Here is a 26,428-nt window from a genome sequence, read left to right as displayed (position 1 = left end):
GCATCGGCGGAGGCCGAAGCCGGGAGCGAGGGGCGGCTGGCTGAAACCCGGGGCGCTCGCGGTGCTCGAGGAGGCGGCCGGGGCCGAGATCGAGGTTCCCGCCGGGTACCGGGTGGAGGACGACCGCGCCTCCGGGGAGGCGCGGCTCCTGTTCCTCCGCGCCGGCTGACCGGTGCTCAGGCGGCCGCCTCCAGCTTCTGGACGAAGTCGGCGACCTCCCGGCGGAGGTCGGCGGCCTGTCCGGAGAGGCCCGACGAGAGGTCCATGAGCTTGGTCGACGCCGCGCCGGTCAGCTCGGCGGCGCGGCCCACGCCCGCGATGTTGCCGGTCACGCCCTCGGTGCCGCGCGCGGCGAGCTGGGTGTTGGCGGCGATCTCGCCGGTCGCCGTGCCCTGCTGCTCGACCGCGGAGGCGATCGCGGCGGAGATGGTCTTGATCTCCTGCACGGTGCCGACGATCCGTTCGATGGAGCCGACGGTGCGCCCGGTCGCCTGCTGGATCTCCGACACCTTCGAGCCGATCTCCTCGGTGGCGCGCGCCGTCTGGGCGGCGAGCTGCTTGACCTCCTGGGCGACCACCGCGAAGCCCCTGCCCATCTCGCCGGCCCGCGCCGCCTCGATGGTGGCGTTGAGGGCGAGCAGGTTGGTCTGGCCCGCGATGCTGTTGATGAGGTCGATCACCTCGCCGATCTTCTGCGCCGCGTCCGCGAGGGCCCGAACCTCGACCTCGGTGCGGGCGGCCTCGTCGGCAGCCGTGTTGGCGACGCCGGCGGACTGGGCGACCCGGCTCGCGATCTCGCGGATCGAGGCCGTCATCTCCTCCGTCGACGCCGCGACGGTCTCGACGTTGGTGGAGGCTTCCTCGGCGGCGCCGGAGACCGCCTGGGCCTGGCGGGAGGTCTCCTCCGCTGTGGCGGCAAGGCTCCGGGCGGCCTCGGACATCTCGGTCGAGGCCACGACGAAGCGGTCCGAGAGGTCGCGCATGCGGCCCGCGAAACGCTCGGCCGTCTCGGCCCGCCGCTGCTGCCGGGCGAGGGAGGCGGCATCCGTCGCCTTCTGCTCGGTCCGGGCGTGCTCCGCCTCCCGGAGGCTGGCGCGCAGGTCCGTGACGGCGCGGGCCATGGCGCCGATCTCGTCGCCGCGCTCGGCGCCTCGGACCTCCACGTCGAGCCGGCCCTGGCCGAGTTCCGCGAGCGTGCCGGCAATTCCCCGGATCGGGCCGGTGATGCCGAAGCGCACCAGCAAGATCGCGAGCGTGAGGACGACGACGAGCAGGATGCCGGTGGTGGCGTAGCCGGTCGTCTGGGCGCCGTTGGATTGCGCCTCGGCCGCGTCGGCCGACGCGTCCATGTCCTTCACGAGCCTGTCGACGATGCCGGCGATCACCGGGATCGTCTGACGGATGACAGGTGCGCAGGTCGCGAAGAGGGCGGCCTTCGCCCGCTCGGCGTCGGCATTCGATTGACCGAGCGCAATCGTTTCGCGGCAGGCCTGTTCGACGGACTGGAAACGGGCCGAGACTTCGGCGTATTCGGTGGCCCGACCGGGAAGCGCCGCCTGGGCCTTGCCGAGTTCGGACGAGAGGCCCGCGCGCGCGGAGTCGATGTCGGTGAGGGAGGACCGATCCTCGTCGCCGGCATCGGCCAGCACCAGCCTGTTCACCGAGCGGGCATACCAGGCCACCTGGCGGTTGACGCGGGCCAGGGCCACCGCGGCCTTCACCTCGCCGTCGAGCAGGCGCGCGAACCGCTCGGTGGCCTGCCTCGCGGCCGATCCGGTGTAGAGCGCCGAGCCGATCCAGGAGACGGCGAGCAGGGCGAACAGGATCATGATCTTCCACAGCAACGGCAGCCGGTCCAGGCGCATCCCTACCTCCTTGAAAGCGGACGGCCGGCCGAAGTCCTCTGGAGGCCCGCCCATCTAGAATAATAGTAAGTGACCTTGGGTTAACGGTTGGTGGATTTCGTGATTTTGCAATGTAATTTTTAACAGGACTGGCAATTTTCGTATTTTTGTTCTTACATTCGTATTGTTGATGCTCCGATTCAACCATGGATCCTGCCCGGCGGCCACGGATCCGCATCTGCGTTCCGGCCCGCAGCGACGGGAAGCGCCAGTCATCGCCGAACCGCCGAGTCGCCCGCTCAGCGCCGCCCGAACAGCCGCTCGATGTCGGCGAGCTTCAGCTCCACGAAGGTCGGGCGGCCGTGATTGCACTGGCCGGAGTTGGGGGTCGCCTCCATCTCGCGCAGCAGCGCGTCCATCTCCTCCGGCCGAAGGCGGCGGCCGGTGCGGACGGAGCCGTGGCAGGCCATGGTGGAGAGGATCCGGTTGATCCGCTCCTCCAGGCGGGTCGTCGCCTCGCGGTCTGCCAGGTCGTCGGCGATGTCGCGGATCGTGCCGCGGATGTCGAAGCTCTTCAGGAGAGCCGGGATCTCCCGCACCGCGACGGCGACGGGGCCGAAGGCCTCGAGCACCAGGCCGGCGCGGGCGATGTCCCCGGCCGCGGCGATGAGCCGGGCGACGTCCTCCTCGGGCAGCTCCACGATCTCCGGGACGAGCAGCATCTGGCGCGGAATGCCGGCCTCGGCGAGCTGGCGCTTCAGCTTCTCGTAGGTCAGGCGCTCGTGGGCGGCGTGAGCGTCGACGAGGACAAGGCCGTCGCGGGTCTGGGCCAGGATATAGTTCTCGTGGAGCTGCGCCCGCGCGGCGCCGAGGGGCCGGGCGGCACGCTCGGCGTCGACGTCCCGGTCCCCCGGGCGGGCATCGGCGGAGAGGCCGAAGCCGGGAGCGAGGGGCGGCTGGCGCAGCACGGCACCCGCGTCCGGCTCGAAGGCGGCCTGGACGGCCTCGGCAAAGCCGCGGCCTTGGGACGTCTCGCCGGCCGCGTCCGCCAAGGCGGCCTCGTCCACCTCCGGCGGCCGGAACGGCGAGGCGCGCCAGTCCCAGGCGGCGCGGGGCGGCGGGCCGGGCGGGCGGTCGGAGAGCCCCTCCTCGGCGCGGCCCGTGTGGATGCGGAAGCCGGCCCCCGGCGCCTCCGGCAGGGCGCCGATCCGGAAGGCCGCGACGGTGCGCTCGCCCCCGGTGGAGGAGGCGCGGTGGCCGGCGCGGGCGAGCGCCTCGCGAATGGCGCCGACCACGAGGCCGCGCACCAGCCCCTGCTCGCGGAAGCGCACGTCGGCCTTGGTCGGGTGGACGTTGACGTCGACCTCGTGGGGGTCGAGGCGGATGTCGAGGACCACGACCGGATGCCGGTCGCCGCGCATCAGGTCCTGATAGGCGCCGCGCAGGGCGCCGAGGAGGAGCCGGTCGCGCACGGGGCGGCCGTTGACCATCAGGTACTGCTGGGTGGAGGCGGCGCGGTGATAGGTCGGCAGCCCGGCGTGGCCGGCGAGGCGGATGCCTTCCCGCAGGGCGTCGATGCGGACCGCGTTCTCGGGGAAATCGTCGCCGACCACCTGGGCGATGCGGGCGAGCCAGGGATCCTCGCCGCGGGCAGCCTGATAGTCGACGGGATTGCGGTCGGCGCCGCCGAGTGCGAAGCGGACGTCGGGCCGGGACAGCGCCAGCCGGCGCACGACCTCGGTGACGGCGGCGGCCTCCGCCTTGTCGGACTTCAGGAACTTCAGGCGGGCGGGGGTCGAGAAGAAGAGGTCGCGCACTTCGACGCGGGTGCCGCGCGCGAGCGGGGCGGGACGCGGCTCGCCCTTGATCCCGCCCTCGACGGCCAGTTCCCAGCCATGCGGCTCGGCCTCGTGGCGGGTCGCGATGGCGAGGCGGGCGACGGCGCCGACGGAGGGCAGCGCCTCGCCGCGGAAGCCGAGGGTGCGTATGTCGAGGAGGTCGTCGTCGCGCAGCTTGGATGTGCAGTGACGCTCGACCGCCAGGACGAGGTCGGCCCTCGTCATGCCGCAGCCGTCGTCGGTGACCCGGATCAGGGTCTTGCCGCCACCGGCGGTGGCGACCTCGATGCGCGTCGCGCCGGCGTCCAGCGCGTTCTCGACCAGTTCCTTGACGACGCTCGCCGGGCGCTCGATCACCTCGCCGGCGGCGATGCGGTTGATCGTGTCGTCGTTCAGCTGGCGGATGACGGTCATGGCGCCTCGGTGGCTCGGGGCGCCATTCTCGCGGATTCGCGCGTCGGCGTCACCGGGCGGACGTTGAATCCCCCGGCCCCTCCGGCTACTGATCGCGGCTTCGCAGTCAGACCGGACATTCCCAATGCGCAGCGTCTCTCCCGATCTCGTCGCCGGCCTCTCCGTCCTGGCCCCGCGCTACCGGGCGGTGCTGTCGGACGTCTGGGGCGTGGTGCACAACGGCGTGGCGGCGTTCCGACCCGCCTGCGAGGCGCTGGAGGCCTATCGGGCGACGGGCGGGATCGTGGTGCTGATCACCAACGCGCCGCGGCCGGCCGAGCCGATCCGGGCTCAGATCCGGGCCCTCGGGGTGCGGACGGAGGCCTACGACGACATCGTCACCTCCGGGGACGTCACGCGCGACTGCCTGGCCTCGCGGGCGGAGCGCGGGATCGTCCATATCGGGCCGGAGCGCGACCTGACGCTCTACGACGGGCTGCCGGGCCGGCTGGTCGACGACGGGGCCGGCGAGATCCTGTCGGTGACCGGGCTGTTCGACGATGAACGCGAGACGCCGGAGGACTACCGGCCGCGGCTCACCGCCTTCGCGGCGCGCGGGGTGCCGCTCGTCTGCGCCAACCCGGACATCGTGGTGGAGCGGGGCGAGACGCTCGTCTGGTGCGCCGGGGCGCTGGCGCGGCTCTACGAGGAGATCGGCGGCGAGGTCGTCATGCTCGGCAAGCCGTTCCGGCCCATCTACGACGCGGCGCGGACGCGGATCGCCCGCATCGCCGGGGAGAGCCTCGCCACGCGCGAGATCCTGGCGATCGGCGACGGGCTGCCGACCGACATCCGCGGCGCCGACGCGCAGGACCTCGACGTCCTGTTCGTCACGGGAGGGATCCACGCCCTGGATTTCGGCGATCCGTCCCATCCCGACCCGGCGCTCGTCTCGGCGCGGCTCAAGTCGGAAGGGCTCGGGGCGACGGCGATGATGGCCCGCCTCGGCTGGTGACTCTTCCGGCCACGCCCGACGATTTCAATCGACTTCGCAGATCCGCGTGCTAGCATGCGAGTTCGCCACGGATGGATATTTTCATGTCTTCGAATGACATAGGGACTCTGGCTGCTCGCATGATCGGGTCGAATCCCGATCAGTCCATGGTCATTTGCGACCCCTTTGCTTTCGACATGCCGGTCCTGTTCGCGAGTCCAGCCTTCTACGACTTCACGCTCTATGACCGCGGCGATGTCATCGGCCGCAATTGCAGGTTTCTGCAGGGGAAGGGCACGGACCCGATCGCGCGCCTCCAGCTCGGGGCTGGGCTCGCGGCGCAAGCCCGGGTGATCGTCCGCATCCTCAACTACAAGGCCGACGGCACCCCGTTCTGGAACGCCCTCGACATCCGCCCGATGCTCGACCCCCGGGACCGGCTCGCCTGCTTCGTCGGGTTCCAGAATCCGGAGCCCTATACGGGTTGAACGGCGGGCCGCGGCGACCCTCAGACGGTCAGGCCCTGATCCAGGACCTCGAGGACTTCGCCGACGGCCAAGACCAGGAAATAGAAGTCGAGCCGGCCGTCCCTGTCGAAGTGACGGACGATCTGCGTTTCCACTTCGTAGCTGACACCGTCCCGACAGTGCAGATAGGCCGAGGTATCGACCATCGCGTCGCCCGGCACCGTCAGGAGGTCGAGAGAGCAGTCGACCAGCGCGAAGCAGGTCAGGCCGCGATCCTCCGCAGAGTATCCGACGCAACGCTCGACGGCGCTGTTCGTGAACTTGACCCTGTGTCCCCGTCGCGGGTCGACGACGATGACTCCGGCCACATCGTCGACACTGTAAAAGCTTGACAAGGCGAGTGCCTTTCCGATCAGGGCAGGGCCGCAGGACAAGACACTACTTGAGGCTACGTATTGAGACATTAGGTTTTTTTCTGGAGGATTTCAAGCGCGACGACTCCAGAAAGCATCGTTTTCACAGCGATTACGTAGTATCCGATGTGAAATATTTGTCGCCCGACCCTCGCAGTCTTGCAGGCCTGTCGAAGGGAAATCCTTGACAGCGCGGAAGCGCGCGCCTATCTCCGCATCGGCTGCTAGCACTCCCGTCCGACGAGTGCCAAGCGCCGGGCGCCGGGGCGGTCCGCCGATCCCGCGCCAGTCTGAGTTTCAACCTCGAGGGTTCTCTTCCCATGGCCAAGACCTCCTTCCGCCCCCTGCACGACCGCGTGGTCGTGAAGCGCCTCGAAGCCGAGCAGAAGACCGCGGGCGGGATCATCATCCCGGACACCGCCAAGGAGAAGCCGCAGGAGGGCGAGATCATCGCCGTCGGACCTGGCGCGCGCGACGAGAGCGGCAAGCTCGTCCCGCTCGACGTCAAGGTCGGCGACAAGGTGCTGTTCGGCAAGTGGTCGGGCACCGAGGTCAAGCTCGACGGCCAGGATCTCCTCATCATGAAGGAGAGCGACATCATGGGCATCGTCGGCTGATCCAACCGGATCCGGACGTTCCCCCTCCCCCCTTCTCCGGCCGCCTCGGACTCGCTGTCGAGCGCCCGGCCGGTTTCCCGAACAGACTGGAGACAAGAACATGGCTGCCAAGGACGTTAAATTCGGCGGCGACGCCCGCGACCGGATGCTGCGCGGCGTCGACATCCTCGCCAACGCCGTCAAGGTGACGCTCGGCCCGAAGGGCCGCAACGTCGTGATCGAGAAGTCGTTCGGCGCCCCGCGCATCACCAAGGACGGCGTCACCGTCGCCAAGGAGATCGAGCTCGAGGACAAGTTCGAGAACATGGGCGCCCAGATGGTGCGCGAAGTGGCCTCGAAGACGAACGACCTCGCCGGCGACGGCACCACGACCGCGACCGTGCTCGCCCAGGCCATCGTCAAGGAAGGCGCCAAGGCGGTCGCCGCCGGCATGAACCCGATGGACCTGAAGCGCGGCGTCGATCTCGCCGTGGCCGAGGCCATCAAGGACCTGCAGAAGCGCTCCAAGAAGATCAAGACCTCGGCCGAAGTGTCCCAGGTCGGTACGATCTCGGCGAACGGCGAGAAGTCGATCGGCGCCATGATCGCCGAGGCGATGCAGAAGGTCGGCAACGAGGGCGTGATCACGGTCGAGGAGGCCAAGAGCCTCGAGACCGAGCTCGACGTCGTCGAAGGCATGCAGTTCGACCGCGGCTACCTCTCGCCCTACTTCATCACCAACGCCGACAAGATGATCGCCGAGCTCGAGGATCCCTACATCCTCATCCACGAGAAGAAGCTGTCGTCGCTGCAGGCGATGCTGCCGATCCTGGAGTCGGTCGTGCAGTCGGGCAAGCCGCTGCTGATCATCGCCGAGGACATCGAGGGCGAGGCGCTCGCCACCCTCGTCGTCAACAAACTGCGCGGCGGCCTCAAGGTCGCGGCCGTCAAGGCGCCGGGCTTCGGCGATCGCCGCAAGGCGATGCTCGAGGACATCGCGATCCTGACCGCAGGCCAGGTCATCTCCGAAGACCTCGGCATCAAGCTCGAGAACGTCACCGTGGATTTCCTCGGCCGGGCCAAGAAGGTCACGATCGCCAAGGAGAACACCACGATCGTCGACGGCTCGGGCAAGAAGAAGGAAATCGAAGCCCGCGTTTCGCAGATCAAGGCGCAGATCGAGGAGACCACCTCGGACTACGACCGTGAGAAGCTGCAGGAGCGTCTGGCCAAGCTCGCCGGCGGCGTCGCGGTCATCCGCGTCGGCGGCGCGACCGAGATCGAGGTCAAGGAGCGCAAGGATCGCGTCGACGACGCCCTGAACGCCACACGCGCCGCGGTCGAGGAAGGCATCGTTCCGGGCGGCGGCGTCGCCCTGCTGCGCGCCAAGAAGGCCGTCTCGAAGCTGAAGTCCGAAGTCGCCGACGTCCAGGCCGGCATCAACATCGTGATGAAGGCGCTCGAGTCGCCGATCCGCCAGATCGCCGAAAACGCCGGCGTTGAAGGCTCGATCGTGGTCGGCAAGCTCTTGGAGTCGAAGGACGACAACTCCGGCTTCGACGCCCAGACCGAGACCTACGTGAACATGGTCGAGGCCGGCATCATCGACCCGACCAAGGTCGTGCGCACGGCCCTGCAGGACGCTTCGTCGGTCGCCGGCCTGCTGATCACCACCGAGGCGATGGTCGCCGAGCTGCCGAAGGACAAGCCGGCGATGCCGGCCGGCGGCGGCGGCATGGGCGGCATGGACTTCTGATTTAGGGTCCGGGGCCGCCGCCTCCGCTCACACGTCGTCGCGACAACGCTTGCGCTGTCGCGACAGGCGGCGGCATGGGCGGCATGGACTTCTGATCTAGGGTTCGGGGCCGCCGCCTCCGCTCACACGTCGTCGCGACAACGCTTGCGCTGTCGCGACAGGCGGCGGCATGGCCATCGAACGGAGAACACGGGGAGCGGGCGACCGCTCCCCTTTTTTCGTTCGGCACGGCGTGGTGAAACCGAAGGGCCGTGTCGCGCGCCATGGCGCCTGTCCGCTGCCGACTCTTGTCAGTTCTACGATAGTGTATGTCGCGGTAATTTCGTAATTCAGATAAGCATCTGATATAATTCTAACCTTATCATTTCATTCACATCCTACAGATCAAAACTTCCTCATCGATGTCATGAGGGGACGACTTCGATGTCATGGATTTCAAAGATCGGCATTCTGCCGCGACTACTGGCCATATGCCTGGCGCTCGCAATTCCCATTGCCCTGCCGACGGCTCTCTTCGTCGTGCAATCCTGGAAGGACATCGCCTTCGCCAGCAAGGAGGTGCAGGGTACGGCCTATCTCAGGCCGATCTGGGCCGGGGTGACGCAGCTTGCGCGCAACGGTGCCATCGACAGGACGGCCCTCGCGGCCGCGACCGCGGCCTGGAAGGCGCAGGCACCGGCCAACGACGTTCTGTTCAAGTCGTCGGAGCTCTCCCGGGCCTACGCTGCGGAACTCGACGGGTTCCGGGCCGACCGGCGGACCGCGGCCCTCGCCGCCGGCAAGGCGTTCATCGGCAAGGTGGGGGACGAGTCCAACCTGATCCTCGATCCCGATCTCGACTCCTTCTACGTGATGGACCTCGTCGTCGTGAAGGCGGCACAGCTGGCGGTCGCGGGAAGCGATCTTCACGAGGCGCTGGTCGCCGTGAACGGGAAGTCGCGGGTCGGGTTTGACGACGTCCTGCAACTCGTCGGCAAGCTCGGCGAATACGAGGCGGCGCAGGCGGGGCTGGAATCGTCGCTCGACGCCGCCATGCGGGAAAGCCGGGACGGTTCGGTGCGGCGTGCCCTGCAGGCGCCGGGGGAAGCTCTCGAGGCGGCGAGCCGCCGGCTGCTCGACGCGATGCGGCCGGTCGTCCGCGCGGCCGTCGTCGAGAGCGACGCGTCGGGCCTCGGCCGCGTGGTCGAGCCGCTGCACGCCATGCAGTCGGCGCTCGATGCTTTCTGGACCGGGGCGGCGGGGGAACTCGACCGGCTGCTCCTCGCGCGCATCGACGGCTTCGAGAGCCGGCTGGTCCGGAGCCTCGCCCTGATCGGGGTCTTCCTCGCGCTGGCGGCGATGCTGGTGGCGGCGGTCACGCGATCGATCACGCATCCGATCGCCGGGCTCGTGACGGCGCTCGACCGCATGCGGCGCGGGGAACTGACGATCCCGGTGCCTCATACCGACCTGCCCAACGAGATCGGCGCCATCGCGCGCTCGGTCATCTACCTGCGGGACGGCGTCGCGGCGATGCGCGAGCGCGACCTGATCGAGACCACGCGACGCACCGAGGATGCGAACCGGCACACCCTGAAGCAGATGGCCGGCAAGGTGGAGGCGGAGACATCGACCGGGCTCGACAGCATCGTGGCCTCGGCGGACCTCGCGCGGTCGAAGTCGGACGAGATGCGGGCGGCCTTGAGCGCCGTCGAGGCGGCCACCCGGGAGGCGGGAGGCCACGCGCAGGTGGCGCGCGCCATGGCGGAGCAGGCCGGCTCGGTCTCGAGCGGCATGGTGCAGGCGATCGGGGAGGTGGACCGGCTCGTCTCGGGCTCGGCCGAGGTGATGCGGTCGGCCGTGGCCCAGGCCGAGGCGGCCGCGGCGGGGGTGGGCGCCCTCGCGCGGGCGGCGGAGGAGATCGGCGGCTTCGTGGACGCCATCGCGGGCATCGCGGCGCAGACCAACCTGCTCGCCCTCAACGCCACCATCGAGGCGGCACGCGCCGGCGAGGCCGGACGCGGCTTCGCCATCGTGGCCTCCGAGGTCAAGGCGCTCGCCGGGGAGACCGGCAAGACGACGACCGACATCTCCGCGAAGGTGCAGGAGATCCAGGCGAGGACCGGAAAGGCGGTCGAGGTGATCGGGGCCTTCGGGGCGACCATCGGCTCGCTCGCGTCGACCACGACGACCATCGGGGACGCGATGGGCCGGCAAAGGGCGATGACCGGCGAGTTCCAGCGGATCATCGGGGAAGCCCAGCGCGCTACCGGGGAACTGGACACGCGGGTCGGCGCGATCTCCGGGCTGGCGGCACGGTCGACCGGGATGGCGGTCGAGGTGGGCGGGCTCGCCGACCACATGACCGAGGCGACGACCCGCATCCGGTCGTCGATCCCGACCATCGTCGAGCAGGCCCGGCAGAGCATCGAGCGACGGATGTCCGACCGTAACGCCTGATCGGGGGAGATCCCGGACGGCCGGCGCTACTTGCTCCGCCAGGTGAGCACCGAGCTCGCCGCATAGTTGAAGACGGCGCCCATGACGGCGCCGGTCAGGCCCGCGATCCACGGCACCGGATGGAAGCCGTGGATCCAACTCGCCACGCCGACATTGGCGATCGTGCCGAAGCTGCAGACGAGATAGAAGGTGATCAGGCCCGAGAAGAAGGCGAGGCCGGTCAACCGGCGGTCCCGGTAGGTGAGCTGGTTGTTGAGCACGAAGTTCCACGTCATGGCGGCCATGACGGCGAAGAACTGGCTCCACTCGAAACTATAGCCGAGCACGTCGAGGGCGAAGTAGAGGGCGAGCAGGTGGGCGACCACGCCGCTCGCGCCGACCGTCGCGAACATCAGGAAGCGGACCGGCAGGACGCCGCCGGACAGCTTGGAGAAGAGCAGGCCCAGGTATTCGGCGGTGACGAGGCTGTCGAGCTTGCTCTCGCCGGCATTGCGGCCGCGGAACGTGAAGGGCAGTTCGACGGTGGCGAGGGGCTCCTCGACGGCCGAGACGATGTCGAGCAGGATCTTGAAGCCCTCGCGCGAGAGCTCGCCGGCGACCGCCTCGACCTTCTCGCGGCGGATCATGAAGAAGCCGCTCATGGGATCGGTCAGGTCCACGCCGAGCATCTTCTTGGCCAGGGCCGTGGCGGTCTCGCTGCCCCACTGGCGAATTGAGGAGAAGCCCTCGCCGGTCGAGCCGCCGCCGACGTAGCGGCTGCCGACCACCAGGTCCGCGCCCTTGCGGATCTCCTCGACCATGCGGGGGAGCAGCGCCTCGTCGTGCTGCAGGTCGGCATCCATGACGGCCACGACGGGCGCGGCGCTCGCCAGCATCCCCTCGATGCAGGCGCCGGACAGTCCGCGGCGGCCGACGCGGCGGATGCAGCGCACGCGCGGATTCTGCGCCGCGATCGCCTTCACGACCGAGGCGGTGCCGTCGGGGCTGTCGTCGTCGACGACCATCACCTCCCAGGCGACGCCGTCGAGGACGGACGCGATGCGCTCGATCAGGACCGGAACGTTGTCCCGCTCGTTGTAGGTCGGGACCACGATGGTCAGTTCGGGGGCGAGAGGGACGGCCGGGACGACCTGAATTCGAGGCTCCATGCAATCCTACCGGTACGACCGGGCCGGTCCTGTCCGCTCGGTCGGGAGCCGACTTGAAAGGTGCACCATGGCCGAGTTGAGGCACGACCGCCGCGAACCGAAGGTCCGCAGCGGACGCGGGCGCATTGATAACTCCCGTTCGAGGCGGTTCGTCAAGGGCGCCTCGCCGGATCGGTTTCAGCGAGCCGGGGCGCCGGGCGGTTCCGCGCCACGGCGCCGGTCCGGGCAGCGACGCTTCGACGATCCGCCTTCGGGCCCAGGGCAACCACTCTTGGGGTGTTTACGTAGAGTTTTTCGCTCACGAATTGCGTGATTACAGACCACAGAGTGGTCTATCTTCGCAATGTTGACTTTCTAGTCTCTTCGTATCATCGTATTCAAAGCCGTTCTTGGATTTAACGCCTATTTCACGCGATGGTTCGATGATGAATATACAAACAGCGAGGCCGAAACGACTTCGGCACTCGAGATCGGGGCAGAACTGATGAAAAACCTTGCGAGCGCCGGGCCCGAGCCCGGGCCGGGCTGTGGATTGAAGGCGGCGGGCGGACGGGTGCTGGCGCGACTGGGCGACAGGATCATTGCCACCAGCGACCAGGCCTTGGTGATGACGGACGGGCTGGGCGGGGCCGACATCTTCATCCCGGCCGACGACCTGCACATCGCCGGAGTGGCGCCCGGGCGCCGAGCGCTGCTGATGGAAGGGATCGGGGTCGGGTTCACACTGGACGTGCGGGTCGGTGAAGAGCAGTATCCGGACGTGGCCTGGACGGTCCCCTGCCCCGGCCCGGAGGTGGCGGAAATCCTGGGCCACGTCGCCTTCGATCCCGCGCAGGTCGACATCACGGTCCTGAGCCGAGCCGCCTGATCGGTTGCCGGCCCGTCGCGCGCGGCCGTCCGCCTTGCCGCGCGCGTCCGCTTGGTCTACCAACGCGTCGGCCCCCGGCACCCCGGGGCCGGCGGATCCGCCGATCATCGGAGGGACGGACCGCCCCAGAGCTGCGACGGGACTGATCGATCATGGCATCCGGCGACAAGCCGACCGGCGACCGGCTGAAGGCCCGCCTTCCCCGCGGCTTCGCGGACCGCACGGCGGAGGACATCCGCCTCGCCGAGGCCATGCTGGCCAAGATCCGCGAAACCTATGAACTCTACGGCTTCGAGCCCGTCGAGACGCCGCTCGTCGAATATACCGACGCGCTCGGTAAGTTCCTGCCGGACCAGGACCGGCCGAACGAGGGCGTCTTCTCGTTCCAGGACGACGACGAGCAGTGGCTGAGCCTGCGCTACGACCTGACCGCGCCGCTCGCCCGCTACGTGGCGGAGACCTACGCGACCCTGCCGAAGCCGTACCGCAGCTACCGCGCCGGGTGGGTGTTCCGGAACGAGAAGCCGGGACCGGGACGTTTCCGCCAGTTCATGCAGTTCGACGCGGATACGGTCGGGGCGGCTTCGGTCGCGGCCGACGCGGAGATCTGCATGATGGCCGCCGACACCATGGAGCGGCTCGGGATCGCGCGCGGCGACTATGTTGTGAAGGTCAACAACCGCAAGGTCCTCGACGGCGTCCTGGAGGTGATCGGGCTCGCCGGCGAGGCGGATGCGCACCGGCGTCTGACCGTGCTGCGCGCGATCGACAAGCTGGACCGGCTCGGCGCCGAGGGCGTCCGGCTCCTGCTCGGGGACGGCCGCCGGGACGAGTCGGGCGATTTCACGCCGGGCGCCAGGCTGGCGCCGGAGGCGATCGGGACGGTGCTCGCCTTCGTGGGGGCGGGAGCGGCGACCGCGGAGGAGACCCTCGCCAACCTGGAGCGGCTCGTGACGTCGAGCGCGCGCGGCAGCGAAGGCGTCGCCGAGCTGGCCGAGATCGGTCGCCTCGCGGCGGCCGCCGGCTATGGCGACGGCCGGGTTCGGATCGATCCGTCGGTGGTTCGCGGCCTCGAATACTACACCGGGCCGGTATACGAGACCGAGCTCACCTTCGAGGTGGTCAACGAGGACGGCGACCGCGTCCGCTTCGGGTCCGTCGCCGGCGGCGGGCGCTACGACGGGCTCGTGTCGCGCTTCCTCGGCGAGGCGGTGCCGGCGACCGGCTTCTCGATCGGCGTTTCCCGCCTCATGGCCGCCCTGAAGACGCGCGGGCTGGCGGGCGGCGCCGAGGGGCTCGGGCCGGTCGTCGTGCTGGTCATGGACAAGGCCGAGACCGCCCGCTACCAGGCCATGGTGGCGCGGCTCCGTCAGGCCGGGATCCGGGCGGAGCTCTATCTCGGCGGCTCGGGCATGAAGGCGCAGATGAAGTACGCCGACCGGCGGGACGCGCCCTGCGTGGTGATCCAGGGGTCGAACGAGCGCGACCAGAGGGTCGTGCAGATCAAGGACCTGATCGAGGGCAAGCGCCTGTCCGGGGCGATCGCCGACAATAAGGAATGGCGGGAGAGCCGGCCGGCGCAGGTCACCGTGGCGGAGGACGGCCTCGTGGCGGCGGTCGCCGACATCCTGGCCAGGCACAGGGCTTGAGGGCAGACGCGATGGCGAAGCTCCCCAAGAAGCCCCAACCCGGCGACATCGAGCGCATGTTCGAGGAGCTGGTGGGTGCACCCATGGACGAATGGGAAGACCCGGACGCGATACCGGACATCGATCCGGTCTCGGACCTGATCGATCTCTTCGTCGAGACCGGCGCGACCATCGCCCAGCCGGCCATCCTGCAGCCGGCCGACCTCTTCCTCGACACGGCCGGAGAGGACATCCGCCGGCGCCTGTTCGTGACCACGGGCGGGGACGGCGAGGAGCTCTGCCTGCGGCCCGAGTTCACCATCCCGGTCTGCCGCGACTACCTGGCGCTCGGGCCGGCCGGCCGCAAGGAGATCTTCGCCTATGTGGGCCCGGTCTTCCGGCAGCGGACGGGCGAACTCGGCGAGTTCCAGCAGGCGGGCATCGAGCGTCTCGGCGAACAGGACCGGGCGACCGCCGACGCTGAGACGCTTCGACTGGCGCTCGACTCCGTCGAGCTGTTCGGTGTCGTCGACCCGGACGTGCTGATCGGCGACGAGGGGCTCTTCAGCGCGCTCCTCGACGCGCTGGAGCTGCCGCCGGCCGTGCGGCGTCGACTGCGTGCGCTCTACGGCGACCGGGCGCGGCTGGAGGCCGGCATGGAGACGCTCGTCTCCGGCGCCGGCGCAGACCTCGTCGGACATGCCGGCTTCCTGGGCGCCATCGCGGGCACCAATCCGGAGGCGGCGCGGGCGGTCGTGGAGGATCTCCTGGCCATCGCGGGCATCACCGCGGTCGGGGGGCGGACCGCGCACGAGATCGCGGAGCGCTTCCTCCAGCAGGCGGCCCTCAAGGCCGAGGGCGGGCTGACGCGCGAGAAGGCCGATACGATCCGCCGGTTCCTCGCCATCGAGGGCACGCCCGCCGACGCCATGGCGGCGGCCGAGCGATTCCAGCGCGAGATGCGGGTCGATATCGGGGAGGCGATCGCCGGCTTCCGGAGCCGGCTCGAGATCATGGACGCACTCGGGGTGCCGACGGGCGGCCTGACCTTCTCGGCCGCCTTCGGGCGCAACCTCGACTACTACACGGGGTTCGTCTTCGAGATCCGCGACCCTGACCGCACGGACGGCAAGCCGGTCGCGGGCGGGGGGCGGTACGACGGGCTCCTGGAGCGGCTGGGCGCGAAGGGGCCCGTGCCGGCGGTCGGCTTCTCCATGTGGCTCGATCGGCTCGCGCTCGAGGATCTCCTGGAGGACCGGGCGTGAGCGAGTCCGACCTCGTCATCGGCGTGCCGTCCAAGGGCCGGCTACAGGAGAACGCGGTCGAGTTCTTCCGGCGATCCGGCATGGCGCTGCTGCAGCCGGGCGGGGCCCGCAACTACCGTGGACGGCTCGGCGGGGTCGAGGGGGTCGAAGTCGCATTCCTGTCGGCCTCGGAGATCACCCGGGAACTGGCGGCCGGCAACGTGCATTTCGGGGTGACCGGGCTCGACCTGGTGCAGGAGACGATCCCGTCCTGGGCCGACAAGGTCCACCTCGTCACCGAGCTCGGCTTCGGCTTCGCGGACGTGGTCGTGGCCGTTCCGATGGCCTGGATCGACGTGCAGCAGATGGCCGACCTCGCCGACGTGGCGGCGGATTTCCGGCAGCGCCACGGGCATCACCTGCGGGTCGCCACCAAGTATGTCAATCTGACCCGGCGCTTCTTCGGCCAGCAGGGCATCGCGGCCTACAGGATCGTGGAGAGCTTGGGGGCGACCGAGGGCGCGCCCGCGTCCGGCGCCGCCGAGGCGATCGTCGACATCACCACGACCGGTTCGACGCTCTCGGCCAACAATCTCAAGGTCGTCACCGACGGTGTCATCCTGCGCAGCCAGGCCCACCTGGTCGCCTCCCTGACCGCCGGGTGGTCGGAGCGTGCCCGGGAACAGGCGGCGGCGATCCTGGACCGGATCGCCGCCGAAGCGGCGGCCCGCAGCCTGCGCGAGGTCCGAGCCCGGGTTCCCGAACCGGCGGCCGCGGCGGCCGAGGCGGCCCGGCGCTTCGCCGCCACGGCACCGTTCGGGACCGGCGGCGAGGTCCTCACCCTCCATGTCGCGCCCGGCAGGGTGGCGGCGGTCGCCGCCTTCCTGCGCGCGTCCGGGGCGGACCGGGTGACGGTAGCGGCGCTCGACTACGTGTTCGATGCCGCCAACCCACTGGCGGACGGCCTCGTGGCAAGGCTCGGCACGGCCTCGGCCGGCCACCCCTGAAGCGCCGGCACGGCGGTCCGGCCCGCGTCGCCCTGCCCCCTTTCTGGCGCCGATCCGGCCGATCCCTCAGCACCCTGAACAGCGCCTTGCGGCCCCTCGGCGGGCCCGGCGGGCGGGCACCTAAGCGGTTTCCCTTAGCGTCAAAAATAGGGGTAATCGTCGTCCGGTATCGTCTAGTTTCCCTAAAGTAAGGTTCCGAGGTTTCTGGTAGGGTCTTTTCAGGATCAGGGGTGTTCGATCCTTCGACCTGACGGTTGTCGGGTCCCACGACACACGGAACAGCGTGGCGGATCGCTTCCGTCGTCCGCGAAGTGCCGAAGTTCGAGCCGAAAGGTCCGGGCTTCGACACACGCGATGCCTCGCCTCCTCTGAGGTCGGGCCGGCGAATGCGTGATCAACGCAGAAGACACGATCTATTCGCGCAGAAGCAGAACAGATCGTCGTTGGGGAAGAAAAAAATGGGAGGCCACCGGGCAGATGGCCTCCCAAGAAAGATCGATGACGTACGGGGGGTACCGCAGCGTGTTTGGCCAGCGTCGGGGGAGACCCGGGCAAACACGCAGCGAGCGAGAACGCTGAACACCGACCGGAGCAGGAACAAGGCGGCAGAGATCGGGTTCTGCCCCCTTGCCTGCTCCGTGGTTGTTTACGCTAGGGCATGCACGCCGGATCACACGGAATAGTTCTATCGATGATTATAATAGATCACCGGTAATAAGGGATCGTTCTATCTCGGTGACTTGGCGAAAATCGCAGCCCTCCAGGTGATCGTTGACGAGGCCCATGGCCTGCATGAAGGCATAGACGGTGGTCGGTCCGACAAAGGACCAGCCGCGCTTCTTCAAATCTCGCGAAAGGGCCACGGATGCGGGCGTGGTCGGGTTGGCGACGAGGGTCGCCTTGTCGATCACCGCGGGCCGATCCTCGGGAGAGGGTCGCCAGCGCCAAAAAAAGGCGGCGAGGGACCCGCACTCGGCCTGGAGCTCGAGGGCGCGGCGGGCGTTGTTGACCGCCGATTCGATTTTTCCGCGATGGCGGACGATGCCCGGGTCCGCGAGCAGGCGTTCGACGTCGGCCGGACCGAAGCGGGCGACAGCGGCCGGGTCGAATTCCGCGAAAGCGCGCCGAAAATTCTCCCGCTTGCGCAGGATGGTGATCCACGCGAGCCCGGACTGGAAGCCTTCCAGCACAATCTTCTCGAACAGGCGGCGGTCGTCCATGACCGGGCGGCCCCATTCGCGGTCGTGGTAGTCGCGGTAGAGCGGGTCCGCGCCCGCCTGCCACCAGCAGCGGCAGCGGCCATCGTCGCCGCGCAGCACACCGTCCGGCAGTTCCTCGGCGATCATGCGGCCCACTCCCCGACAGCGATGCGGCGCCCCGCGCCGTCCGACGCGAATGGCACGGGATGCTGTCAGGATCCGTCAGGAGCGCAAGGGCTCAGGCGAAGAGCGCGTCGATGTCGTCCTGGGAGGCGATGTTCACATCGGCATGCAGCGCCGGGCCGTTCAGGAGAGCCTGGTCGCCCATGCGATGCTCCAGCTCCACCTCGATATCCTTGAAGGACTCGATGCCGCCCCAGATCTCCATCATCTTGATGATGCGCTCCTCGACGAAGCGGAGCGTGTTGACCACCTTGGTGATGCGCTGGCCGGTCAGGTCCTGGAAGTTGCAGGCTTCGAAGATCTGGACCACCTGCTCCTGGATGTCGGACACCGAGTCGGCGGCCGAACCCGTCAGGGTCGAAGCCAGGCGGGCGGCCTGGTTGTCGATCGATTCCGCGGCCGACAGGATCTGCTCGGTCGCGTTCTCGGTGCCGAACACCACGGCGTCGAGCTCGTCCGTCACGCGGCTCAGCTCATGGCCGTTGCAGCCGGAGACATGCAGCGTCGCGATCTCCCGCTTGGTGCGGTGAATCGCCTCGTACATGCCGTCGAGCTCGGTCTTGATCTTGAGCGCCTCCTGGTAGTCGCGGCGCATGGCCTCGAAACCCTTCTCGCTCAGCTCCTGATGGGGCTGGACGAGGGCGCGGATCGCCTTCAACTCGGCCAGGATCTCGCGAGAGCGATCCATCGGGGCGTCGGAGGCGCCCTCTCCGTTCTGGAGAGCCTCGATACGGAACAGCTTCCTCGCCATGTATTCAATGCCCTCGATACTCGCGCCGGGTCAGCAAACAGAGTAGGCTCGTTACGCTTAAGGATTTCCTTCCGCAGCTCCGCAGTTTCGCCGATCGACGGGGATTGTCGAAGGCTTGGACGACGGTATCGGCGGCGGAGCGTGTCCGGGCGGGGGCCGGGGAGGTCGCGTGGCATTCGGGTTGTTGAGACCAGCGGTCCGGTTCGTCGCGGCGGCTCTCGGGGCCACGGCGCTCTCCCTCGCGGCGGCGGGTGCCGAGTCCGCACCGGACTACAGCGACGCTGTGTTGATCGACGGGTTCGTGCGAACCGTCTTCGGGGTCGAGGCCTTCGGGCGCGGACCGAAGCAGGAGGCATATCGGGTCAAGAAGTGGGACCGCGCCGGCATGACGGTCGCGATCGTCAACCTGTCGAAGCTCGACCGCTCCCGGCAGGTGGAAGACTTCGTGGCGACGCTCGGGCGGAGCGTCGAGAACCTGCGGATCGCGGTCACGAACGACGCCACCAAGGCGAACGCGGTCATCTTCCTGGTGGACCGCCGCGACTACCGGGCGACGATCCGCCAGACCCTGCCGAAAGGCCAGGACACGCGCTTCCTGGAATCGAACGACTGTTCGGCGGTGACCGGCGGGCCCAAGGCCTACCGGCTCTCGCGCGCCTTCATCTATGTCGTCGCGGACGAGGGCGAGTCGCGCTTCCGGCACTGCCTGGTCGAGGAGACGGTCCAGAGCCTCGGGCCGGTCAACGACGACCGGACGCTGGCCGATTCGATCTTCAACGACTACAGCCCGGTGGACCGCTTCACGGTCTTCGACTGGTACATCGTCAACATGCTGTACGACCCGCGCATCCGACCCGGAATGACGCGGCGCCAGGCGGAGGCGGTCCTGCCCGAGGTGATCCGCGACGTGCGGCGGCGGCTGCCGGCCGTCCTGTCCCGCGCGGGCGCGGCGGGGCCGCGCTGAGGCGTCACGGGGCTCCCGTGGGGAACACTTCCTTAACCATACCGAAGCGTTAGCGCGCGGCAGGGTCGATTCACCATACGGGCGTTCACCATTCGGTTGGAGATCGGCCGCAGACTCCCCGGGAGCAACGCATGGCGGTTCGCGCGGCCGATCCGGCCCTCCGCCAGCCTCGCGATGCGCCGGTCCCGCGGTCCAGTCGCCGCCTGTCCGGGTCTGCCAATGACGAACCTGGTGCCGAGTACGTCATGACACGTGTCCTTCTCCCGCTTCTCGCCGGGGTCGTCGCGCTCGCGACGTCGACCCCCGACGCCCTTGCCCAGTCGCGCTACACACCGCGGCCGCCCATCGTCCTCTCGCCCAACCTGACGGAACCCTGGGTGGTCCAGCTCCGGCCGAGCTACCGGGACGTCGCCGGGCCGATGCCGGCCGCGGTTGCCATGCCGGAACGGCCGGCGATGGTTCCGGTGGCGGTCGCGCCGGCACGCCTCGGGCCGGTGGCGCTCAACCCGGACAGCGACGGCTCGCGCGAGCGCACCGCCCAGGTGCCGGCGCGCGGCATCAAGTCCGAGTTCCTGCCGACCGTGGTGGACTACCGCGGCCCCTACAGGGCTGGCACGGTCGTGATCGACACCAACACCCGCCACCTGTACCTGGTCGAGGAGGGCGGCAAGGCGCGGCGCTACGGCGTCGGCGTCGGGCGTCCCGGCTTCGAGTGGGCGGGCGAGCATCGCATCACCCGCAAGGCGGAATGGCCGGCCTGGCGGCCGCCGGCGGAGATGCTGGCCCGACAGCCGCAGCTGCCGCGCTTCATGGAGGGCGGCCCGCGCAATCCGCTCGGCGCCCGCGCCATGTATCTCGGCTCGAGCCTCTACCGGATCCACGGCTCCAACGAGCCCTGGACGATCGGGCAGGCCGTGTCGTCGGGCTGCATCCGGATGCGCAACGAGGACGTGGTCGACCTCTACGAGCGCGTGAAGGTGGGAACCCGGGTCATCGTCATGTGACGCCGGGCCGCTTCACTCCCCACGTCCAGCCTGGACGGCCCCGGCCGCCCGGGCCTATCGTGCTCGGGCGCAGCCGCGTCCCCGCCCGGCGCGCCCGCGGCGGCCTGCGTGGCCCGCCGCCCGGAGGCCGCCATGGCATTCGCACGGATCCCGCTCGACTTCTCCGCGATGGTCAAGGGCTACGTCTACCACACGGACGAAGGACAGATCAAAGACTGGGTCACGGAACAGAACAAGCGCGAGGACAAGATCAACGAAGAAAACAAGGAGCGCAAGGCGCAGAACCTGCCTCCTCTCCCGGGAGGCGGCCACAGTACGACCTGCTGCATGCAGGTGAGTGCCTCCTTCAACAGCACCAATCACCGCATCCCGTCGCAAGGGACCGTCGATCGAGACAACACGGCCCTCAGGACGCCAGGGCTCTACTACATCCTGACCGTCAAGGAATTCAGGAACTACCTCGTCTGGAAATACGGCCCGACCGACACGCTGGAAGACGTGGCCGAGGCGAAGGTCGACGAGAGAGGCGAGCGGGTTCCCGCCTCGATCCGCGGGCGGCAGGGGGTGATCCTGTTCGGGAACGAGCACATCGAGCTCTGGGACAGGACGCATGTCCTGCAGCACACCAAGAGCAAGGCCGCCATGAACCACTTCTGGATGTGGAAACAGAGGCCGATCTGGTTCTGGCAGGTGGGCGATTCGGTGGTCGACGCCGTGGAGGAGGCCGGCGAGAACGACAAGGTCGGGACGGCCTGGCTGGTCGGCTGGTGGACCGTCTACGACGGGGAATACTACTATTACTACTTCCATCCGAACGGCCAGGTGAACTACATCAAGCATGTCCCGAACAAGAAGTGGGTGCCCAAGCCCGAAACCGGCAATCGCGGCCGCTACGCCTTCACGATGAAGGACATCACCCTGCACATCGTCTGGAACAAGCTCGAGCCCGGGGAGCCGGCGACCGAGGAGGACTTCACGCGGGTCGGCTGGACCAGCACGACCGAAATGAACGGAACCTCCAACAAGTACTCTCCGCTGTTCGCCCGCAAGCTCGTCTGACCCGACCGGGCCGGGCCCGGGACGTCAGTGCCCGGTGCGCACCGTCACGGCCGCGATGCCGGCGCCGATCAGGAGGGTGCCGCCGGCGCGGTTCAGGGTCCGGAGCACGCCTTCGCGGCGCACGAGGTTCCGCGCCCGGCCGGCCACGGCCGCGTAGCCGAGGGCGTTGGCGAAGGCCAGGAGGACGAAGGTCGCCTCGAAGACCAGCATCTGGGTCGCGAAGTTGGCGGCCGGGTCGAGGAACTGGGGCAGGAAGGCGACGAAGAAGGTGATGCTCTTCGGGTTGAGGGCGGTGACCAGCCAGGCGTGCGCCACCATCCGCAGGGCCGGGGCGGCGCCGGTCCGGGGCGCCGCCTCGAGGTGTCCGCCGGCGCGCCAGAGCTTCACCCCGAGCCAGACCAGATAGGCGGCGCCGGCCCATTTCACGACCGTAAACACCGTCGCGGAGGCGGCCAGCAGGGCGCCGAGGCCGAGCATCGAGAGCGTCATGGAGGTGAGGTCGCCGAGCGCGACGCCGACCGCCATGGGAGCGGCCGTGCGCAGGCCCTGGCCGAGCGCGTAGGAGACGACCAGGAGGATCGTCGGGCCGGGGATGACGAGCAGCACTGCGGAGGCGGCCGTGAAGGCCAGCCACGTCTCGAAGGTCATCGCAGGGCTCCGGCATGGGCGCGATGAACGCAGAGTGAACCCGACCCTCAGGCGGGGTCAAGCGGCGGCCCTCTATCAACGGAAGGGAAGGCGGACAGGGCGTCGACCCCGCGATCCGCGCGCCATCGAGGACCCCCGTGCCATGATCCGTCTCGCCGCCGCCACGGCCCTTCTCGCCCTCGCGCAGGTCCACGCGGCCACGACCGCGCCGCTGCAGGCGCGCGCGGCGGCGGAAGCGGGCAGGACGGGCCAGGGCGCCACGACCTGGGGCCCGGCCACGGCCACGGTCGCGGCCACGGGTCCTGCAGGCTCGAGGCGGTGAGCGGCGCCCCGGGGAGCGGCCCGCGGCCGCTGGAGGGGACGAGGGTTTTTGCGGGGCGCAGGCCTGCCGGGCCGTTGACGGTCCCGGGCGGGCATGTGACCTTCCGGCAGTTGAGGGACGGGGGATTTTCATGGAAGAGCTTGCGATCAACTTCAAGAAATACGTCATCGTCCCCCAGGGGGCGCTCGTCGTCCTGATCCCCTTCGTGCTCTGGCACCTGTTCCGGGTCGGCAAGGTGCTGCCGCTCGCGGTGATCCAGATCCTCGCCGGCGTCCTGCTCGGCCCCTCCCTCTTCGGCGCGCTCGCGCCCGACACCTACAAGATCATCTTCGGCAAGGAGCTGCTCGGCGGTGTCGCCGGCATGGCCCTGGTCGCGGTGACGCTGTTCGGCTTCATCGCCGGCACCGACGCCGACAAGGAGCAGATCGCCCATGCGGGCAAGAGCGTGGCGGCCATCTCGATCGGCGGGATGGTGGTTACGGCGGCGTTCGGCGCGCTCGCGGGCTATTTCATTGCCGGAGCCTACCCCTGCCTGTCGCCGGAGCAGACTTCCTGCGCGACGGGCAAGAACCCGAGCCTCCTGCTCTTCGCCGCCGCCTACGCGCTGGCGGTGGCGATCCCGGCCTTGCCGATTCTCGTCATCCTGACCCGCGAACTCGGCCTCATGCGCCACCGGGTGGGCCAGGTGGGCCTGGCGAGCGCCGGCATCGGCGACGTCATCTCCTGGGCGTCGATCGCCATCATCCTGCCCTTCGCCAAGGGCGCCGGGGTCGAGGAGGCGGTGGCGATCGCGCTCGGCGGCGCCGCGCTGAACTATGCGTTCCTGCGCTACGGGGCGAGCAAGTATTTCGAGCACCTGCTGGCCGTCGAGGCGCCCGAGCGCGTGATCCTCAGCGTGATCGGCATCACGGTGTTCATCTCCGGCACGATCACGGCGGTGGCCGGCCTGCATCCGGTCATCGGCGCCTTCATGGCCGGCGTATTCCTGCCCGATCGCATCCGCGAGTTCGCGGCCCACAAGCTCGACCAGCCGACGCAGCTCGTGCTGATGCCCTTCTTCTTCCTGAACACCGGGCTCAACACCTCGTTCAATTTCGCGGATCCGGTGGTGTGGACGCTCTTCCTGGTGGGCATCCTGGTCTGCGTCTCGGGCCGCATCCTCGGCACGATGGCGATGGCGAAGCTGGTCGGCGAGAACTGGGCCTTCGGGCTGACGGTCGGGTCGCTCCTGCAGACCAAGGGTCTGATGGCGATCGTGGTCATGACCATCTTCGCCAAGGAGCAGGTAGTCAGCCAGACGACCTTCTCGGCGGCGGTCTTCATGGCCCTGTGCAGCACGGCGCTGACCATGCCGCTCGTCCGGTTCATCATGGCTCGGGTGGGCGACAAGGTGCTCGAGGGCGGCAAGGCGGGCGCGCCCGCGGGGGCGTCGCCGGCGCCGGCCTGAGGACTTGGGCCGGCCTGTGCGGCGCGGCCGGTTTCGGCGTCGCTGCAACGCGGATATCCACTCGGGCGCCTAGCGATCGGGCGCTTTGCCTCTATGGTGGGCAGCCCCCGACCGGAGCCCGCCCTTGGCCACCTTCGCCATCCTGATCCTCGCCTATCTCCTCAGCCAGTTCTTCCGCGCCTTCCTGGCCGTCATCGCGCCGGAGTTGGCGCGCGACGTGGGGCTCGACCCCGGCGACCTCGGGCTCGTGTCGGGGGCCTTCTTCGTCACCTTCGCGCTCGCGCAGATCCCGATCGGGATCGCGCTCGACCGGATCGGGCCGCGGATCACGGTGGCGGTGCTCATGCTCTCGGCGGTCGCGGGCAGCTTGCTCTTCGCCGTCGCCGAGCGACCCTGGCAGCCGATCGCCGGAATGGGCCTCATCGGCATCGGTTGCGCGCCGGTCTACATGGCGTCGCTCTACATCATCGGCCGGACCAAGTCGGCGGCGGGCTTCGCGACCTGGTCGTCGCTGATCGTCGCCGTCGGGTCGCTCGGCAATCTCTTCGCCGCCACCCCGTTCGCGAGCCTGGTCGCCGCCTATGGCTGGCGCGCCGGCATGGCGACGGTCGGGGCGCTGACGGTCGCGTCCGCGCTCTCGGTCCTGATCGTCGTGCGGGATCCGCCGCCCCTCACGACGTCGGGCCCCCGGGGCAATCCCTTCGCGATGGGCGAAGTCCTGGGGATCCGGCAGCTCTGGCCGATCCTGCCGATCGCCCTGACGGCCTATCCGATCCTGGCGGCGACCCGCGGGCTGTGGATCGGCCCCTATTTCTCCGAGGTGCACGGCCTCGGGCCGGTCGACCGCGGCAACGCGGTGATGGCCATGGTGATCGCCATGATCGCCGGGGCGGTCGTGTACGGGCCGCTCGACCGGGTGCTGGGGACGCGCAAGTGGGTCATCGTCGGCGGCACCGTCGCGACGGTAGCGGCGCTCGCCGCGCTCGCGCTCAGGCCGGGCCTCGGGGTGGTGGCGGCGGCGCTGCTGTTCGGCGTGATGGGCGGCTTCGGGATGACCTACGGCGTGGTGATGGCGCATGCGCGCGCCTTCCTGCCGGAACACGCGCTGGGGCGCGGGCTCAGCGTCATGAACACCTGCATGATCGGCGGGGCGGGCGTGCTGCAGCCGATCTCGGGCGCCTATGTGGGGGCGCTGGCGGCGGAGGGCATGGCGCCGGCGGAGATCTACGCGGCGCTGTTCGGCGGCTTCGGGCTCCTGCTCGCGGCCTCGCTCGGCATCTATCTCTTCGCCAAGGACGCGCGGCCGGGCGCCTGACCCGTCAGCGCTTGCCGGGCTTGCCCCAGAACTGGTCGAAGATCTGCTCGAAGGCCTGGGCCTGGGTGGCCTGCACGGCCTCGCCGGCCTTGAAGAGCTGTCCGACGAAGGCCGAGAAGTCGTCCGGGGCGGCCTCCGGCTCCGGGGCGGGTTCGGGGCGGCCGCGGTTGAAGCCGCGCACGAAGGCACCGAAGGCCTCCTCGATCGGCGAGCCCTCGGCGGCGGGGTTCGGGGTGCGCTTCAGCATCTCCTCGACGCTCTCGGTGCCCTCGGCGGGGCGCGGCACCTGGCGCGCGAACTGGCCCATGAGGTCGGCGAAGGCGGCCGGGCCCTTGGCGGCGCCCTCGCGCCAGGCCTCGGCCATCATGCCCGCGAAGGCCTCCTGGGGGCTCGCGGGCCGGGCGGCGGCGAAGAAGCCGGACACCATCTTGGCGATCGGGTTCGTCTCCAGCGCGCTGCCCATGCCTCCCATCAGCATGGAGGCGACGACCGGCATCATCGACTGGAGCACGTTTGGGCCGATGCCGCTCATGGCCGCGACCTGCGCGGCGACGGCCCGGGTCACCTCGTTGGAGCCGAAGATCGCCGTCAGCGCGTCGGCGCCGGCCTTCTGGGACTCGGGCGAGAAGGCCGCCATGGCGTCCAGATAGGGGTTGCGGGGCGTGCCGGCCTGGCCGGCCATCGCGGCCAGGAAGGCCTGGAAGGCGGCGGGGTCGGTGAGCTGGCGCTGCATGGCGGCCGCGAAGGCCGGCATCATAGCCTCGACGGCGGCGCGGGTCTGGTCCGGCGAGAGGCCGTACTGGCGTCCCAGGTTCGCGAAGGCCTCGCCGCCCTGGGCCTGTCTCAGGATCTCGGTGAAATCGAACATGAAACAGCCTCTCCAGCTCGCGGGCGCGATTGT

At 69.4% G+C, this 26,428-nt stretch carries 23 protein-coding genes; 15 read left to right on the top strand and 8 right to left on the bottom strand.

Features of this window, described 5'->3' with window-relative positions; genetic code table 11:
* Positions 1-176: 176 nt before the first annotated feature.
* Together WBG79_RS05520 and mutL are read right to left on the bottom strand one after the other, a co-directional pair.
* Positions 177-1,865, bottom strand: a complete 1,689-nt coding sequence (locus WBG79_RS05520) for a methyl-accepting chemotaxis protein (protein ID WP_337356106.1) — start codon at positions 1,863-1,865, stop codon at positions 177-179.
* 278 nt (positions 1,866-2,143) lie between these two features.
* Entirely contained in the window at positions 2,144-4,096 is a 1,953-nt protein-coding gene (gene mutL / locus WBG79_RS05515) for a DNA mismatch repair endonuclease MutL (protein WP_337356105.1), read from the bottom strand.
* 124 nt (positions 4,097-4,220) lie between these two features.
* On the opposite strand from mutL, the gene WBG79_RS05510 reads away from it, so the two are divergent.
* Positions 4,221-5,090, top strand: coding sequence for a TIGR01459 family HAD-type hydrolase (locus WBG79_RS05510; protein ID WP_337356104.1), 870 nt, complete (start codon positions 4,221-4,223; stop codon positions 5,088-5,090).
* Positions 5,091-5,236: 146 nt separating this feature from the next.
* Positions 5,237-5,557: a PAS domain-containing protein gene (locus tag WBG79_RS05505; RefSeq protein WP_337356103.1), complete on the top strand. Its 321-nt coding sequence runs from the start codon at positions 5,237-5,239 to the stop codon at positions 5,555-5,557.
* Between the two features lie 20 nt (positions 5,558-5,577).
* On the opposite strand, the gene WBG79_RS05500 is transcribed toward WBG79_RS05505, so the two are convergent.
* Positions 5,578-5,931 (bottom strand): hypothetical protein, encoded by a 354-nt coding sequence (locus WBG79_RS05500; protein WP_337356102.1) that lies wholly within the window; start codon positions 5,929-5,931, stop codon positions 5,578-5,580.
* 338 nt (positions 5,932-6,269) lie between these two features.
* On the opposite strand from WBG79_RS05500, the gene groES reads away from it, so the two are divergent.
* From groES to WBG79_RS05485, 3 genes are all read left to right on the top strand, one after another.
* On the top strand, positions 6,270-6,566 hold the full coding sequence (groES, locus tag WBG79_RS05495) for a co-chaperone GroES (protein WP_337356101.1): 297 nt from the start codon (positions 6,270-6,272) through the stop codon (positions 6,564-6,566).
* Positions 6,567-6,666: 100 nt separating this feature from the next.
* Positions 6,667-8,301: a chaperonin GroEL gene (groL, locus tag WBG79_RS05490; protein WP_337356100.1), complete on the top strand. Its 1,635-nt coding sequence runs from the start codon at positions 6,667-6,669 to the stop codon at positions 8,299-8,301.
* Positions 8,302-8,724: 423 nt separating this feature from the next.
* Positions 8,725-10,740 carry a methyl-accepting chemotaxis protein gene (locus WBG79_RS05485; protein ID WP_337356099.1) on the top strand — a complete coding sequence of 672 codons (2,016 nt, stop codon included), beginning with the start codon at positions 8,725-8,727 and terminating at the stop codon, positions 10,738-10,740.
* Between the two features lie 26 nt (positions 10,741-10,766).
* Here the strand turns inward: WBG79_RS05485 and WBG79_RS05480 are convergent, their stop codons facing one another.
* Entirely contained in the window at positions 10,767-11,888 is a 1,122-nt protein-coding gene (locus WBG79_RS05480; RefSeq protein WP_337356098.1) for a glycosyltransferase family 2 protein, read from the bottom strand.
* A gap of 484 nt (positions 11,889-12,372) precedes the next feature.
* Here WBG79_RS05480 and WBG79_RS05475 point away from each other — a divergent pair, with 484 nt between their 5' ends.
* The 4 genes from WBG79_RS05475 to hisG all read left to right on the top strand — a co-directional run bounded on the left by WBG79_RS05475 (position 12,373) and on the right by hisG (position 16,635).
* Positions 12,373-12,756 carry a DUF427 domain-containing protein gene (locus tag WBG79_RS05475; RefSeq protein ID WP_337356097.1) on the top strand — a complete coding sequence of 128 codons (384 nt, stop codon included), beginning with the start codon at positions 12,373-12,375 and terminating at the stop codon, positions 12,754-12,756.
* A 152-nt stretch (positions 12,757-12,908) separates the two neighbouring features.
* Positions 12,909-14,405 (top strand): histidine--tRNA ligase, encoded by a 1,497-nt coding sequence (gene hisS / locus WBG79_RS05470; protein WP_337356096.1) that lies wholly within the window; start codon positions 12,909-12,911, stop codon positions 14,403-14,405.
* 11 nt (positions 14,406-14,416) lie between these two features.
* Positions 14,417-15,649 carry an ATP phosphoribosyltransferase regulatory subunit gene (locus WBG79_RS05465; protein WP_337356095.1) on the top strand — a complete coding sequence of 411 codons (1,233 nt, stop codon included), beginning with the start codon at positions 14,417-14,419 and terminating at the stop codon, positions 15,647-15,649.
* Positions 15,646-16,635, top strand: a complete 990-nt coding sequence (gene hisG, locus WBG79_RS05460; protein ID WP_337356094.1) for an ATP phosphoribosyltransferase — start codon at positions 15,646-15,648, stop codon at positions 16,633-16,635. Before WBG79_RS05465 ends, hisG begins: the two co-directional genes overlap by 4 nt.
* A 695-nt stretch (positions 16,636-17,330) precedes the next feature.
* Here the strand turns inward: hisG and WBG79_RS05455 are convergent.
* Complete coding sequence (locus WBG79_RS05455) at positions 17,331-17,981, bottom strand: DNA-3-methyladenine glycosylase I (protein WP_337356093.1); 651 nt, start codon at positions 17,979-17,981, stop codon at positions 17,331-17,333.
* Between the two features lie 91 nt (positions 17,982-18,072).
* Complete coding sequence (locus WBG79_RS05450; RefSeq protein ID WP_337356092.1) at positions 18,073-18,768, bottom strand: protein phosphatase CheZ; 696 nt, start codon at positions 18,766-18,768, stop codon at positions 18,073-18,075.
* 169 nt (positions 18,769-18,937) lie between these two features.
* Here WBG79_RS05450 and WBG79_RS05445 point away from each other — a divergent pair, with 169 nt between their 5' ends.
* The 3 genes from WBG79_RS05445 (at position 18,938) to WBG79_RS05435 (ending at position 21,795) form a co-directional block, all read left to right on the top strand.
* Complete coding sequence (locus WBG79_RS05445; protein ID WP_337356091.1) at positions 18,938-19,732, top strand: DUF2927 domain-containing protein; 795 nt, start codon at positions 18,938-18,940, stop codon at positions 19,730-19,732.
* Positions 19,733-19,977: 245 nt separating this feature from the next.
* Positions 19,978-20,736, top strand: a complete 759-nt coding sequence (locus tag WBG79_RS05440) for a L,D-transpeptidase (protein ID WP_337356090.1) — start codon at positions 19,978-19,980, stop codon at positions 20,734-20,736.
* A 132-nt stretch (positions 20,737-20,868) separates the two neighbouring features.
* Positions 20,869-21,795, top strand: a complete 927-nt coding sequence (locus WBG79_RS05435) for a T6SS effector amidase Tae4 family protein (RefSeq protein ID WP_337356089.1) — start codon at positions 20,869-20,871, stop codon at positions 21,793-21,795.
* A 24-nt stretch (positions 21,796-21,819) separates the two neighbouring features.
* On the opposite strand, the gene WBG79_RS05430 is transcribed toward WBG79_RS05435, so the two are convergent.
* Positions 21,820-22,443 carry a LysE family translocator gene (locus tag WBG79_RS05430; RefSeq protein WP_337356088.1) on the bottom strand — a complete coding sequence of 208 codons (624 nt, stop codon included), beginning with the start codon at positions 22,441-22,443 and terminating at the stop codon, positions 21,820-21,822.
* A 142-nt stretch (positions 22,444-22,585) separates the two neighbouring features.
* Between WBG79_RS05430 and WBG79_RS05425 the strand changes: the two genes are divergently transcribed.
* The 3 genes from WBG79_RS05425 to WBG79_RS05415 all read left to right on the top strand — a co-directional run bounded on the left by WBG79_RS05425 (position 22,586) and on the right by WBG79_RS05415 (position 25,527).
* Positions 22,586-22,765 carry a hypothetical protein gene (locus WBG79_RS05425; RefSeq protein WP_337356087.1) on the top strand — a complete coding sequence of 60 codons (180 nt, stop codon included), beginning with the start codon at positions 22,586-22,588 and terminating at the stop codon, positions 22,763-22,765.
* Positions 22,766-22,895: 130 nt separating this feature from the next.
* A complete protein-coding gene (locus WBG79_RS05420; protein ID WP_337356086.1) occupies positions 22,896-24,212 on the top strand; it encodes a cation:proton antiporter in 1,317 nt (438 codons plus the stop codon).
* A gap of 124 nt (positions 24,213-24,336) precedes the next feature.
* On the top strand, positions 24,337-25,527 hold the full coding sequence (locus WBG79_RS05415) for an MFS transporter (protein WP_337356085.1): 1,191 nt from the start codon (positions 24,337-24,339) through the stop codon (positions 25,525-25,527).
* Between the two features lie 4 nt (positions 25,528-25,531).
* Here the strand turns inward: WBG79_RS05415 and WBG79_RS05410 are convergent, their stop codons facing one another.
* The gene (locus WBG79_RS05410; RefSeq protein ID WP_337356084.1) at positions 25,532-26,395 is read right to left on the bottom strand and encodes a DUF937 domain-containing protein; all 864 of its coding nucleotides are present in this window, start codon (positions 26,393-26,395) and stop codon (positions 25,532-25,534) included.
* Positions 26,396-26,428 lie beyond the last annotated feature (33 nt).

The organism is Prosthecomicrobium sp. N25 (genome assembly GCF_037203705.1).
GTDB lineage: Bacteria > Pseudomonadota > Alphaproteobacteria > Rhizobiales > Ancalomicrobiaceae > Prosthecodimorpha.
The sequence above is the reverse complement of the archived record's forward strand: the minus strand, read 5'-3'. Positions and strand labels throughout refer to the sequence as shown.